The organism is Pseudoxanthobacter sp., from assembly GCF_036822375.1.
GTDB lineage: Bacteria > Pseudomonadota > Alphaproteobacteria > Rhizobiales > Segnochrobactraceae > Pseudoxanthobacter.
This window is the reverse complement of record NZ_DAISHT010000006.1, coordinates 1-13,643: the sequence shown is the minus strand read 5'-3', so window position 1 is coordinate 13,643 and position 13,643 is coordinate 1. Positions and strand designations below refer to the sequence as shown.

Genomic DNA, 13,643 nt, shown 5'->3' with positions numbered 1-13,643 from the left:
ACGAACCTGACGATAGCGGGGATGTTCGGAAGGGCCGGCTCAGTGGCCGAGAGAGACCGCGCGCCCGACGGCGGCATCCGGCCGCGGACCGAGCGCCGCCTTGATGAAGATGGCGGCGGCAGCGATGAGGGCGGGCACGGCCATGACCAGAAACACCGTTTCCACGCCAAGGGCCCGCCGGCCCAGTTCGGCCACGAGGAACGAACCGGCGATGCCGCCGAACCGGCCGACACCGAGCATCCAGGCAACGCCGGTGGCGCGACCCTGCGTGGGGTAGAACATGGCGGCAAGGGCCGGCAGCGACGACTGCGCCGTGTTCATGACCGTGCCGGCCACGAACACCGTGAGCGTGAGCGGCCCGACCTGACCGACCGCCTGGCCGATGACATAGACGGCGCCGGCAGTCAGCAGGAAGCCGAGGGCGACGACGCGGTCGGCCTGGAAGCGGTCCATCAGCCAGCCGGTGAGGATGGCGCCGAAACCGCCGAGCGGGAACAGCGCCGAGATCAGCGTCGCCTGCGTCGGCGAGATGCCGCTGTCGCGCAGGATGATCGGCATCCAGTTGATGAGACCGTAGAAGATGACCAGTCCCATGAAATAGGCCACCCACAGGCACAGCGTGCCGAGCAGGTAATGGCCGGAAAACACCACGGCGATGCCGCGCCCGGCCGAGGCCTTTACCGGGGCCGCCGCGCCGGCGCCCTCGTCGAGCACGAAACGGGTGGCGGTGCGGGCAGAGGCCGAGATCCGGCTGAGAATGCGGCGGATCTTCTCCGCCGGGGCGCCGTGGCTGGCCAGATGGCGCACCGATTCCGGCAGCAGCAGCGCCATCAGCACCACCAGCACCAGAGGCACCACGCCGCCGGCCGCCAGCACGCTGCGCCAGCCGAAGTGGGGGATCATCCACGCCGCCACAAAGCCGCCCACCGCCGCCCCCAGCGGAAAGCCGCAGAACATGGTGTTGGTCACCAGCGCCCGGCGCTTTTCCGGGCAATATTCCGCCGTCAGTGTCACTGCGTTGGGCATGGCGGCACCAAGGCCGAGACCGGTGACGAAACGCCAGATCACCAGCGCCGTCAGGTCGTGGGAAAAGGCGGCCGCAAGGCTCGCCACGCCCATCACCGCCACGGCCGCCAGCAGCACCAGCTTGCGGCCGAACCGGTCGGCAAGCGGGCCGGAGCACAGCGCCCCGCCGGCCAGCCCGAACAGCGCCGCACTCAGAACCGGCGCCAGATCCGGTCTGGCAATGTTCCACTCGCCGATCAGCGAGGGCGCGATATAGCCGATGGCGGCCGTATCGAAGCCATCCAGCAGGACGATGGCGACGCACAGCGCGAAGATCATCCACTGAAAGCCGGAGAACGGTTGCCCGTCGATGAAGGTGCGGACATCGATCGTCCGCTCGTCAGCCGCGGCCATTGGGGCCTCCCTTTGATAGGGCGCCTTCGGCCAGCCTTTTCGGCCGGTCCGGGCGTCTTGTTGTTTTATGAATGGGATCTGTCCGTTCACGCGCCGGCTGTGCCGGCACCGTCCCACACGGAGCGCGGCACGAGGGCCTCGCCGCGCATCAGCGCGCGGGCCGTGCGCAGCAGCGCCGCCTTGTGCACGCGCGTCGGGTCTTCGGCATCGCGCTCCAGCGTCACGCTGAATTCGCCGGTCGGATGCTCCACCGAGACCGTCGGCGTCAGGCTTTCCGGCACCGTCGCCAGCCCCTCGCACACCGAGCCCGGCAGCACACAGGCCGTGGCCACCGTCACCGCCGCCAGAACGCCGATGGCATCGTGGCAGACATGGGGAATGAAGCTGCGGGTGGAGATGGCGCCGCCGGCGCGCGGCGGCGCGATCAGCGTCATCTTCGGATAATTGGCCGCCGAGACGTCGCCGAGCCCCATGGCCAGCGCCGCCTTCAGCCGCAGCGCCTCGACCTTTGTCTTCAGTTCGGTGTCGGCGTTGAGATCGGCCACGCTCTCATAGCCGGTGCGCCCGAGCGCGGCGGCATGGAAGATCACCAGCGGCATGCCGTTGTCGATGCAGGTGACATCCACGGAGAACGGCGCAAAGCCCTCGCCTTCCACGGCGATGGTGTCGCGCACCCGGCCCGTGGGCAGCAGGCCGGAGCAGACCGAGCCGGCCGTGTCGAGAAAGGCGATATCGACCGGGGCGGCCGTGCCCGGCGCACCGTCGATGCGCGCTTCGCCTTCATACTCCACCGCCCCGCCGGGGGTGCGCACGGTAATATCCGCCGCCATGCCGGTGTTGAGGGTCAGCACGCGGAAGGTGCTGGTTTCGCCCCGCGGCGCCACCATGCCGGTCTCAAGGGCGAAGGGCACCACGGCGGCCAGCATGTTGCCGCAGTTCGGCGTGGTGTCGACGGTGTCTCTGGCCGGCTGCAGCTGGGCAAACAGGAAATCGAGATCAACGCCCGGCTCCCGGCCCGGCCGCACGATGCCGACCTTGCTGGTCAGCGGGTGGGCGCCGCCCAGCCCGTTGATCTGGCGGGCATCGGGCGACCCCATCACGGCCAGCAGCACCCGGTCGCGGGTGGCGATGTCGGCCGGCAGGTCCGCCTCGCGGAAGAACGGACCTCTGGAGGTGCCGCCGCGCATCAGGATGCACGGAACGGCGGTCTGGGTGCTTGCGGGCATGGTCGTGCCTCCCGGTCGTTTTTTGTCGTTTCCCGCGCGGGCCACGGCGGCCCCGCGGTTCACTTGCTGCCGGCGCGCCGGGCGTGGGCCGCGGCCACCGCCAGCGCGAGATCGCCGGGGCGGCCCATATCGGCCAGCATGGCCGCCGCCTCGCGCATCTCGGCCGCGCGGCGCACGCCGTGGCGGGCCACGCGCTGATCCATCAGCGGGGCGAGTTCGGCCCAGTCGGCATCGCGGAAGGTGGCGTTAAGCGAGGCGAACACATCGTCGGAAACGCCCCACTGCGCCGCGGCGGCCGCACTCTCGATGATCAGCGCCTCGATGCCCTTGATCATGATCGAGCGGCACAGCTTGGTGGCCGAGGCCCGGCCGATGGTCCCGGAGACGGCCCGGATGTTCATGCCGCAGGCGTTGAGCGCCTCCGTCAGCGCAGCGGCGCGCGCGCCGCCGGAGAGCACCGGCACCCGGATGCCCGGCACCGCCACCGGCGCCATGACCGCGCCTTCGACATAATCGAGCCCGGCGGCGGCCAGCGCCGCGCCGGCGCGCGCCTTGGTGGCCGGCGAGGCGGAATTGACGTCGAACAGCATCTGGCCGGGCTTCAGCCACGCGCGGGCGGCCAGCGCCACGCTTTCGGCCTGATCGGCGGTAACCGCGGAAAACACCACATCGGCGCCCGCAGCCGCCTCCGCCGCGCTGGCGGCCAGACGCACGCCATCGGCGGCGGCAACGGTGCGCAGCGGCGCCGCCGTCTGGTCCGCATCGAGCTTGATGTCGTAGGCGGCAACGGCCAGCGGGCGAACGGCCTGCAACTGACGGGCGAACAGCGTGCCGACCTCGCCATAGCCGATGAATGCGATTGCGTGAATCTCCGACACGTTCCGCTCCCTTGTCCGGGGGAGAAAGTGTCGGTCCGCTCAGATGATTTCAAATGACAAGAATGGCAGCTCTCATGAAAGAAATTCACCGAACGCGCTGCGGCTCAGTCCTCGCCCTCGCGGTCGCCGAGATCGCGGCGGATCAGGTCGAGCATCAGGCCCGCCGCATCGGAGAGCGGATAGCCGCGCCGCATGACGAGGCCGAGGGTGCGGCTGACGGTGGGATTGCGGATGGCGACGGTGCGCACGCCGGGCGTGCCGGCGGGGTCGACGGACAGGCTGGGTGCCACCGTCAGCGCCACGCGCGCGGCAACGAGACTGACGGCGGTGGCGAGGTGCTGCACCTCGTAGCGCCACCACATGTGCTCGCGCCGGCTGCCGAGCGCCGCGTCGAGAATGGTGCGGTTGGAGGCCTGCGGGCTGATGCGCACCAGCGGCTCGCCCTCGATATCGCTCCAGCCCACGGCCTCGCGCCGGGCGAGCGGGTGGTCTTCCGGGCACAGCAGCAGATAGCGCTCTTTCATGAGCGGCTTCATCTCCAGATCCCAGCGCGCCGCCGACAGCACGGTGATGCCGAACTCCGCCTCGCCGCTGTTGACGAGCGTGGCAATCTCGTTGGCCGAATTATCGTGGATCTGAACGGAGATATCCGGCTGCAGGCGCGAGAACGCCGCCAGCAGCGGCGGCAGCCGGTAGGTGGCGATGGTCGGCAGGCAGCCGAACGCCAGCCGCTTCTGCCGCTCCTGTCCGCGCACCTTCAGCGCCTCGTAGGAAGCCGTCAGGTTCTGCAGCATCTCCCGCGCGCCGGGCAGCAGTTCGGCGCCGGCCGGCGTCAGCGAAACCTGACGGGTGGTACGGGTGAAGAGCTTGACGCCGAGGTCCGTCTCCAGCTTGCGGATGCGGTGGCTCAGCGCCGTCTGCGACAGGTTCAGGTGCGTGGCAGCCCGCTGGAAGCTGCCGCGTTCGGCAATGCTGAGAAAGGCCTCGACACCGAGGAAGTCGATCCGCACGACGCCTGCGCTCCCGGAAGATGCGCCCGCCGCTTCGCGGCGGGGCTGCCACAACCGGGCGATCATCCCATTGCGCCGCGCCGGCGTCGAGGCCGGCCGGCGGCCCGGCTCAGGAAAAGCCCGGGCGCGGCACCAGACCCATCAGGCTCTGCGACAGGCCGCCGTCGACGACGATTTCCTGCCCGGTCACATAGGCCGCGCGGTCGGAGGCCAGAAACAGCGCCACGTCGGCCATGTCCGCCGGTGTCGCGATGCGCCGCAGCGGCACCATCGCCTCACGCCGCGCCCGCACGTCGGCATCGGCATAGAACTTCGCCGACATCGGCGTTTCCACCAGCCCCGGGCTGACGCAGTTGGAGCGCACGCCGCGCGGGCCCCATTCCGCCGCAAGCTGACGCGACAGCATGGTGAGCGCCGCCTTGGAGGGCGAGTAGGCGCCGCTGGCCGGCTGCGGCTGGCTGGCGGCAATGGAACTGACGTGGACGAGCGCGCCGCGGCCGCGCTCCAGCATGCCGCGGCCGAAGGCCTGCGCGGCGAGCAGGCAGCCGGTGAGGTTGACGGCGAGCATCTGCGACCAGTCGGCCTGCGAAACCGCGGCGAGCGGTGCCGGGCGCAGCACGGCAGCGTTGTTGACGAGCACATCCGCCCCGCCATCCGCCTCCACAGCGGCGGCGGCAGCGGCAATTTCATCGGGCTGCGACAGGTCGCACGTCATCGCAACCGCGCCGCCGCCCAGCTCCGCCGCCAGTTGCGGCAGCGCCCCGCCTTCGCGGTCGAGCAGCACGACCCGCGCGCCCTCCGCCGCAAACGCCCGCGCCACCGCCATGCCGATGCCGCCGCCCGCTCCGGTGACGACGACCGTTCTGCCATCAAGCTGCAGCCAGCCCATGGGTTATCCTCACTTCTCTTTGCTGTTGGATTTGGCTGTTGTATTTGTTGCGATAACAACATGACACCGGCCGCACAACCGGCTTAGTCTGAGGCCGGCCCCCGCGGACGAGCGCTGCGCGGAAACCCTGCCGGCCTTTGCCGACCAGACGAACGGCGCAGCAACGCGGCTGCGCCCGAGAGGACAGGATGCAATCGGACCACTTCGACCTTCGCCGCTGCATCGGCGCGCTGAGCACCAGCTTTTCGAGCCGCCTCGGCACCGGTGCCTCGCTGGAATACCACCGGCGATTCGGGATCGGCGTGGTTGAGTGGCGGATTCTCTGCCATCTCGCCGTCGAGCCGTGGTCGAATGTCATTGCCATGGCGCAGTCGATCGGCCTCGACAAGAGTTCCGTCAGCCGCTCGCTGTCTGGCATGGAACAGCGCGGCCTCGTGGAAATGCGCGACGGCGGGCGCCGCCGCCGCGAGGCGGCCCTGACCGCCGAGGGGCTGGCGCTGCACCGGGCCGTGCTGCCTGTGGCGCGCGCCCGCGAGCAGGCACTGCTCGCCGGCTTCAGCGCCGACGAGGTGGAACAGCTGCTCGACTTCTTCCACCGGCTGATCGGCAACCTGCCGGCGGTGGAAAGCGATGCCCTGCAGCGCGCGCAGGACGCACCGCAGGGCGAGCGCTGACCGCTCTCAGCCCGCCGTTGCCGCCAGCGATGGCAGCGGCACGGCCCGCACCACCTCATCTTCCTGCGCCACGATCAGGTGACCGGAGGCCTTCAGATAGTCCGCGAAGCGCGGATGGGTGTCGCGCGCCTTCCAGCGCGCCTCCATATCTGCGAAATCGCGATAGGCCCACAGGTGCACGACCTGATTCAGCGAGCCGATCACGGTGGTATAGAAGCCGATCGGCGGACCGAGAGTTTCCAGCAGCACCGGCATCGCCATCCGGTCGAAGACATCCAGAAACTCCCCCATGCGCCGCGGCGTGATGGTGTAGCGCCGCAGGTTGACGAGGGGGCGGCCGGCAGGGGCCGTGAGCATGGCGTTTCTCCCGGTCATGCCGCGCTCTGCGCGGCAGCGGCGGTGATGCGGCCGGCAAGGGCCAGACCGGCGATATAGCCGAACGTCATGGCCGGGCCGATGGTGATGCCGGCGCCCGGATAGGCCCCGCCCATGATGGAGGCAGCGTCGTTGCCGACGGCATAGAGGCCGCCGACCGGGGCGCCCTGCCCGTCGAGAACGCGGGCCTGCGTATCGGTGACGAGGCCCGCGAAGGTGCCGAGATCGCCCATCTCGATGCGCAGCGCATAGAACGGCCCGCGCTCCACCGGCGCGACGTTCGGGTTCGGCTTGTGGTTGGCATCGCCCAGATAGCGGTTGAAGCCGGAGGTGCCGCGGCCGAATTTGCGGTCGCGGCCCTGCCGCGCATCCTCGTTGTAAGTGCGCACCTCGTCGGCCAGCGCCACGGCGTCGACGCCGATCTGGCGGGCGAGATCCTCAAGGGTCTGGCCGCGGCGCAGATAGCCGGAGCGGATGTGCGGGCCGAGCGGCATCGGATAGGGCTTGACGAAGCCGATGCCGTATTTGCGCACGGTGCGGTGATCGGCGATCAGCCACGCCGCCGTTTCGCGGCCGCCCTGACAGGCGGCGATCATGGCCGCGCCGACATCGTGATAGGAGGCGCTCTCGTTCACGAAGCGCCGGCCCGAAGCCGTGACCATGATGAAGCCGGGCTTGTAGCGGTCGACCAGATGCGGGAAAGCGACCTCGCCATCCGGGAACGGCACGCGGGAAACCGGCATCCACGCGGCGGCATGCGGCATCCCCTCCGAAAGGTGCCCGCCGGCAGCCTCGCCGAGAGCAATGCCGTCGCCGGTGTTGCTTTCCGGAACCGGGGTGAAGTGGGTGCCGCCGGCCGCGACATGGGGATAGAGCGTGCCGACGCGGGCGGCATCGCGCGCAAAGCCGCCGGCCGCCAGCACCACGCCGCGCACCGCCGCAATGCGCTGCGGCGTGCCCGCGATGCGGGCGACGACGCCCGTGATGCGCCCGTCCTGCCGCGTCAGTTCCACCACCGGCGCCTCGGTGACGATCTCGATGCCGAGATCGAAGGCCGATTTCGCCAGCCGCGCCGCCAGCGCGTTGCCGGAGGTGAGCTGCACCCCGCGGCCGTGCCGGGCGAGATGGCTCATGTGCACCGCAAGCCGCTTCGTCACATAGGCAGCCGAAACCGGTGACTTGGTGAAGTTGAAGAAGTGCTTGAGATCGTTGTTGGAGGAATTGAACATCATCCCCATGAAGGTGATCGTCTTCAGCGGCGGGCGCAGACGCGCCAGTTCGCTGCCGAGCCGCCGTCCGTCATAGGCCGCAGCGGTCACCGAGCGGCCGATCTGCACGCCGCCCGGCGCCTCCGGGTGATAATCCGGATAGAGCGTGGGAACGAACTTCACCTCCGTCTCGCGCTCCAGAAAGCGCAGCATTTCCGGGCCGTAGTCGAGATAGGCATCGACGAAATCGGCCCGGTAGCCATTGCCGGCTTCGTGGCGCATGTAGGTGTGAACGGCGGCGCGGTCGACCTTCGTGCCGTTGTCCTCGAAATGCGGATTGCCGGGGATCCACGCCACGCCGCCGGAAAAGGCTGTGGTGCCGCCGAAAACCGGCGCCTTTTCCAGAACGACCACCGAAAGGCCGTTCTTCTTCGCCGTGATGGCGGCGGTCAGGCCGCCGGCACCGGAGCCGACGACCACGACATCATAAGAGCTTCCGGGCGACATCTTCACAGTCCTTTCACGAGGCCGCCAACCTGCGGCGCCGCAGAGGGGCCCCGCTGCTGCACGAACAGCGCAGCGGTGCCGGCTATCACAAGCGGAATGGCGAACACGACCAGCAGAGCGGCAAGGCCGAGACCCTGACCGATCAGGATGCCGCCCAGCATCGGGCCCGCCACCGCACCGAGCCGGCCCACCCCCATCGCCCAGCCGATGCCGGTGGAGCGGATTTCGGAGGGATAGAGCGCGGCAGCGAGCGCATAGAACGCATTGAAGCCGCCGTTGGTGGCAAATCCGACGCAGAAGGCGAGTGCCAGTGTGACCGCCAGCGAGGCCGAGACATAGCCGAACGCCGCCACGACCACCGCACCCGCCATCATCGCCGCGCAGGTGACCGGCCGCAGCCCGAACCGGGCACTGAGCGTGCCGAGCACCAGCGTGCCGATGAAGCCGCCAAGGTTGAACAGCGCCCCGGCATAGATCGCATTGCTGACGGCAAGACCGGCCTGCACCGAAAGCTGGGTGATCCACGACACCAGGAAGTAAAAGGTCATGAAGCCCATGATGATGGCGAGCCACAGGCAGAGGGTGCCCGCCATGCGGCCCTCGGCGAACAGCGCGGCGACGGCGGCCTTCCGGCGGCCGGCCGGCGGCGGCAGCACGGCGAGCGGCGGCTCGCCCAGCCGGTGCAGCAGGCTGTTGAGCCGCGCCAGCGCGTCTCTGGGCTGGATGCGCTTCAGGTAATCGATCGATTCCGGCAGCACGAACACCACCACCGGCAGCACGATGAGCGAAATGCCGCCCGCGCCCATCAGCATCGCCCGCCAGCCCCAGACCGGCATCGCATGGGCAACCGCAAGGCCGGTCAGCACCGCTCCCAGCGGGTAGCCGGCAATCGCGAAGGCAACGATCATGTTCTGCTGCCGCCGCGGCGCGAAATCGGCCGCAATCGTGGTGACGCTGGCGAGGAAAGCGCCGACCGACATGCCGATGATGGTCCGCAGAACGATCAGTTCCTCGACATTACGCACCATGCCGCTCGCCAGCATGGCGAGGGTGATGACCGTCAGCAGGGTGACAATGAGCGGCCGGCGGCCGAATTTATCGGCCAGCGGCGCAATGAACAGGCCGCCGATCGCCATGCCGGCAAGCGAAGCGCTGAACACGGTGCCCAGAACCTCCGGCGTCAGATTCCACGACGCTTTCAGAACCGGCGCGACATAGGACATGATGACAATGTCCATGCCGTCGAGAGCATTCAGCAGAAAGCAAATGGCGATGATGGTGACCCGCAAGGGCGTCCAGCGCTCATTGCCAGACGACTCCGTTGCATCCGATTGCGATGCGTAATGCGCCATGTTTTCCATCCCGTAAAGCAGGCATGAAATTTTGCGTTCGCCGCAGAGTTGCGGCGACTCATTTCTTTTGCTTGCGTTTGATTATCTTCTGGCCGCGCGTTTTCCGGCGTGCCTTGCATTATTGCTTATTCAGAAGATTGACGGACGTCAAACACTTTTGTTGCGGTCGCAACAAAAAAATGGCGCGGGCAATTGCGGACCGGCGGGCCGGGTTGCGGCGCCGCCGGTCCGCCCGGTCAGAACGGCAGGCCGACGTAGTTTTCGGCCAGATCGCGGCGGGCCGTTTCCGATTCGGCCAGATGGGCCAGCGTCGCCCGCCGCATCTGGGCCGCAAAGTTGTCCTCGCCGTCGAAACGATGCAGCATCATGGTCATCTGCCAGCTGAAGCGCATCGCCTTCCAGATGCGGCGCAGCGCAACCTCGGAATAGCGGTCGATGCCGCTCTCGTCGCCGCGCTTCAGAGCGGAGATGAGCGCCTGGTGCAGATAGAAGACATCCGAGAACGCAAGGTTCAGGCCCTTGGCGCCGGTCGGGGGCACGATGTGCGCGGCATCGCCCACCAGAAACAGCCGCCCCCAGCGCAGCGGCTCCGACACGAAACTGCGCAGCGGTGCAATCGACTTCTCGATGGACGGCCCGGTTACCAGCCGCGCCGCCGCCGAAGCGGGAATACGGCGGCTGAATTCGGCCCAGAACCGCTCGTCCGACCAGTCTTCAACGGTATCGGACAGCGGAACCTGCACATAATAGCGCACCAGATTCTCGTTGCGCATGGACGCCAGCGCAAAACCATGCGGCGAGTTGGCATAGATCAGCTCGTCGTTCACCGGCGGCGTGCGCGACAGAATGCCAAGCCAGCCAAAGGGATAGACACGCTCGAACGCCTGCCGCTTCTCCTCCGGAATGGTCTTGCGGCTGACGCCGTGGAAACCGTCGCAGCCGGCGACATAGGCGCAGGTCAGCCGCTTGCGCTCGCCGCCCACCGTATATTCGACCGCCGCCTGCGGACCGTCGAGATCGAGAATGCGCACATCTTCCACGCCGTGGATGATGGTCGTGCCCATTGCATCCTGCGCCTGATAGAGGTCCTGCGTCACCTCAGTCTGGCCATAGACCATCACGCGCTTGCCGGTCAGGGCCAGAAAATCGATATGCACCATCAGGTCGGCATCGGTGATGTAGGTGCCGTCGTGGGGAAAGCCCTCGGCATCCATGCGCGCGCCGACGCCGGCTTCGCGCATCATCTCCACCGAGCCCCACTCCAGAATGCCGGCCCGGATACGCGACAGCACGTGGTCGCGGGTGCCCCGCTCCAGAATCACCGTCGCGATGCCCGCGCGGTTCAGCAGTTGCGACAGCAGCAGCCCCGAGGGTCCGCCGCCGATGATTGCGACCTGCGTATTCATCCCATTTTCTCCGCTCTGGCGATTTCTCCCGGAGTTCGGATCTAGCCCGCGGGGGCTTCCGCGCGAATGGACGGATACGGCAATGAATGGTACTTTTCAGGCATGGTGTTGCAGTCGCAAATTCCGGTCTTCAATCTCTTCGGCGAAACCGGCGCCTTTCCCGATGTCATCCACTGCGAGCGGATCTGGGACCGCGCGCGGCTGCACGACTGGGTCATCGCCCCGCACCGCCATCGCGAGATGGTGCAGGTCTTCCTGATGCATCAGGGGCAGGCGCGGGTGCGCGTCGACGGCACGGACCGGCAGCTTGACGATGGCATGGTGCTGTTCGTGCCAGTGCGGGCGGTGCACGGCTTCTCGTTCCGCATGGGGGCCGAGGGGCTGGTGCTGTCGATCCCGCTCACCATCGTCTCGGCGATCGTCACGGGTTCGGATGAACTGGCCGCCCGGCTGGCGCGGCCGTTCATCGGGCGTGCCGACCCGCGCGTGCTGGCACTGGCCGGCGAGATCGCCACGGCTTTCCGCGGCTCCGGCCCGTTCCGCGCGGTGCTGCTGGCGGGTCTGGCGCAGAGCCTTCTCGCCGCGCTCGCCGAAATCGCCGCTCAGGAGGCGGCCGAGGTCTCGCCGCTGGTCCACCGCCGCCTTCTGGACCTCGATCGCCTGCTGGCGCGGCACCTCCCGGACGGCTGGGGCGTCGCCGAATACGCAGCGGCACTGGCCGTCACCCCCGGCCACCTCACCCGCATCTGCCAGACCGCCACCGGGCAGAGCGCCGCCCGCTACATCGAAATGGCGGTGATGACCGAAGCGAGCCGCCTGCTCGCCTTCACACGCCTGCCCGTCGCCGAAATCGGCTTCCGCCTCGGCTTCCGCGACCCGCCCTACTTCTCCCGCCGCTACCGCGCCCGCACCGGCGAAACCCCCTCCGCCTACCGCGCCCGGTTTGTGGACTGACCATCCACCTCCGCGCGCCGCCCGCACACGGCCCGGCCGCCTCGCAGCGTGGCTACGGCCGAAGTGTTCGACTACATTGAACACTTCCACAACCGGACCGCGAGCACCCGACGATCGGCTGCCCCAGCCCGGCAGAGTTCAAACGGATGGCCGAATTCCCTTAAGGTGGTGTCCGCGAAACCGACAGCAGGCCAATTCGAAATTCTGGATCCTTAAATAGCTGCGAGCCGTTACAATCCTCGCCCGCACGCTTGCCAGATCGCAATCTTTGGTTAATATCCAAGTGCTCAATAGGAGGATGATCGCGTGTCGGCAGTGCTTGAGCAAGTCTATTGCTTGTCGGGGATGCCTACGTACACGTTCGTAGAGCCCGCTCGGTATAACGAGATTAAAGTGTCGATACGGACGCCAGGACGCTGTCTGGTCATCGAGGGCCCCTCTGGCATCGGCAAGACGACGACGGTCACAAGAGTGATCAAGGACCTGAAGGAAGCCGGCGCTATACCCGGAGGGGCCACGACACTGAGCGCGCGCCAGGCGGCCGATGTCGAGTATATCGCTGCTCTCCCGACCATGGCCGACGTCGGCACCGTGATTGTGGACGACTTCCACCGTCTCAACGACGAGGTGAAAGCCAGCCTGTCCGATCACATGAAAATCCTAGCCGACTCCGGTGACGAGAACTCCAAGTTGATCCTGATCGGGATCAACAAGGCGGGTCAGCAACTGGTGAAGTTCGCTTCCGACCTCGGCTTGCGCATCGACGTTTTCCGCCTGGAAGCCAATCCAGACGAGAAAGTCGCCGAGCTGATCACGAGGGGTGAACAGGCGCTTCACGTTCATATTCAAGAGAAAGAGTCGATCATTAGGCGGGCGAAGGGCAGCTTCCAGATCGCTCAGCTGCTCTGCCACCGTCTATGCGCATCTTCTCAGATCGACAGTACGCAGGAGGAGCTCACTACGATTGATCTGCCGCTTGACGTGGTGGTTGAGGAAGTGATGGTCGATTTGGGTCGCCTCTACAAGGAGACGGCTTTGGCGTTCGCCCGGGGCTCTAAGCTTCGGCGCGAAGGGCGCGCTCCGTACCTGCACATTCTTCGCTGGCTCGCTGACGGCGATGATTGGTCGCTTGACCTCCGCGAAGCATTGAAGGCCAACCCCACTCATCGCGGGAGCATCGGCCAGGTGCTCGACAAGGGATTTTTGGTCGCGCTTCTGAACGATCCAGATAAGAAACATTTGTTCGAACCGCACTTCCACTACGAGCCATCGACAGAAATTCTCAGCGTTGAGGATCCAAAGCTTGTCTTCTACTTGAAGAACCTGATCTGGCGGGAGTTTACTCGCCAAGTCGGTTTCCCGCCCGGCATCTTCAAAGGCCGATACGATTTTGCGGTCTCCTTTGCTGGCGCGGACCGGGCCACCGCCAAGCGGCTGACAGACATCTTGGTCGATCGAGAGGTGTCGGTGTTTTACGACGAGGACGAGCAGTATCGTATCCTAGCGAAGAATGTGGAGGAGTATCTCGGTCCCATCTACCGCCGGGACGCCGATTACGTCGTCGCCCTCCTGAGCCCGGCTTATCCGACCCGGATTTGGACCAAGTTCGAGAGCGACAACTTTCGAGATCGGTTCGGCAGCAACTCCGTCGTACCAATCCGCTATACGACCGCGCAGCCGGGCTTCTTCTCCTGACGTTGCCCCTCTGACCTAATCCAGTTTGAAGTTAGCTCTGGCCCAACCTG

The 13,643-nt window shown here is 67.1% G+C and carries 12 protein-coding genes; 3 read left to right on the top strand and 9 right to left on the bottom strand.

The genetic code is table 11. From position 1 onward, the window contains the following. Positions 1-39: 39 nt before the first annotated feature. The 5 genes from V7067_RS01585 to V7067_RS01565 all read right to left on the bottom strand — a co-directional run bounded on the left by V7067_RS01585 (position 40) and on the right by V7067_RS01565 (position 5,422). On the bottom strand, positions 40-1,419 hold the full coding sequence (locus V7067_RS01585) for an MFS transporter (RefSeq protein ID WP_334174117.1): 1,380 nt from the start codon (positions 1,417-1,419) through the stop codon (positions 40-42). An 86-nt stretch (positions 1,420-1,505) separates the two neighbouring features. Further along, positions 1,506-2,645 (bottom strand): 4-oxalomesaconate tautomerase, encoded by a 1,140-nt coding sequence (locus V7067_RS01580; RefSeq protein WP_334174116.1) that lies wholly within the window; start codon positions 2,643-2,645, stop codon positions 1,506-1,508. Positions 2,646-2,704: 59 nt separating this feature from the next. Next, entirely contained in the window at positions 2,705-3,523 is an 819-nt protein-coding gene (locus V7067_RS01575; protein ID WP_334174115.1) for a DUF1932 domain-containing protein, read from the bottom strand. A gap of 104 nt (positions 3,524-3,627) precedes the next feature. After that, a complete protein-coding gene (locus tag V7067_RS01570) occupies positions 3,628-4,533 on the bottom strand; it encodes a LysR substrate-binding domain-containing protein (RefSeq protein ID WP_334174114.1) in 906 nt (301 codons plus the stop codon). Between the two features lie 109 nt (positions 4,534-4,642). Continuing rightward, positions 4,643-5,422, bottom strand: coding sequence for an SDR family oxidoreductase (locus V7067_RS01565; RefSeq protein WP_334174113.1), 780 nt, complete (start codon positions 5,420-5,422; stop codon positions 4,643-4,645). A 188-nt stretch (positions 5,423-5,610) separates the two neighbouring features. On the opposite strand from V7067_RS01565, the gene V7067_RS01560 reads away from it, so the two are divergent. Beyond that, positions 5,611-6,096 (top strand): MarR family transcriptional regulator, encoded by a 486-nt coding sequence (locus V7067_RS01560; RefSeq protein ID WP_334174112.1) that lies wholly within the window; start codon positions 5,611-5,613, stop codon positions 6,094-6,096. A gap of 6 nt (positions 6,097-6,102) precedes the next feature. Here V7067_RS01560 and V7067_RS01555 read toward each other — a convergent pair whose 3' ends face one another. From V7067_RS01555 to pobA, 4 genes are all read right to left on the bottom strand, one after another. Next, the gene (locus tag V7067_RS01555) at positions 6,103-6,453 is read right to left on the bottom strand and encodes an NIPSNAP family protein (protein ID WP_334174111.1); all 351 of its coding nucleotides are present in this window, start codon (positions 6,451-6,453) and stop codon (positions 6,103-6,105) included. Positions 6,454-6,467: 14 nt separating this feature from the next. Then, positions 6,468-8,186 (bottom strand): FAD-dependent oxidoreductase, encoded by a 1,719-nt coding sequence (locus tag V7067_RS01550; protein WP_334174110.1) that lies wholly within the window; start codon positions 8,184-8,186, stop codon positions 6,468-6,470. Between the two features lie 2 nt (positions 8,187-8,188). After that, on the bottom strand, positions 8,189-9,538 hold the full coding sequence (locus V7067_RS01545) for an MFS transporter (protein ID WP_334174109.1): 1,350 nt from the start codon (positions 9,536-9,538) through the stop codon (positions 8,189-8,191). A 236-nt stretch (positions 9,539-9,774) separates the two neighbouring features. Further along, positions 9,775-10,944 carry a 4-hydroxybenzoate 3-monooxygenase gene (gene pobA, locus V7067_RS01540; RefSeq protein ID WP_334174108.1) on the bottom strand — a complete coding sequence of 390 codons (1,170 nt, stop codon included), beginning with the start codon at positions 10,942-10,944 and terminating at the stop codon, positions 9,775-9,777. Between the two features lie 66 nt (positions 10,945-11,010). On the opposite strand from pobA, the gene V7067_RS01535 reads away from it, so the two are divergent. Both V7067_RS01535 and V7067_RS01530 read left to right on the top strand, forming a co-directional pair. Then, a complete protein-coding gene (locus V7067_RS01535; RefSeq protein WP_334174107.1) occupies positions 11,011-11,898 on the top strand; it encodes a helix-turn-helix domain-containing protein in 888 nt (295 codons plus the stop codon). Between the two features lie 393 nt (positions 11,899-12,291). Continuing rightward, entirely contained in the window at positions 12,292-13,593 is a 1,302-nt protein-coding gene (locus tag V7067_RS01530; RefSeq protein ID WP_334174106.1) for a TIR domain-containing protein, read from the top strand. The last annotated feature ends 50 nt before the right edge of the window (positions 13,594-13,643 follow it).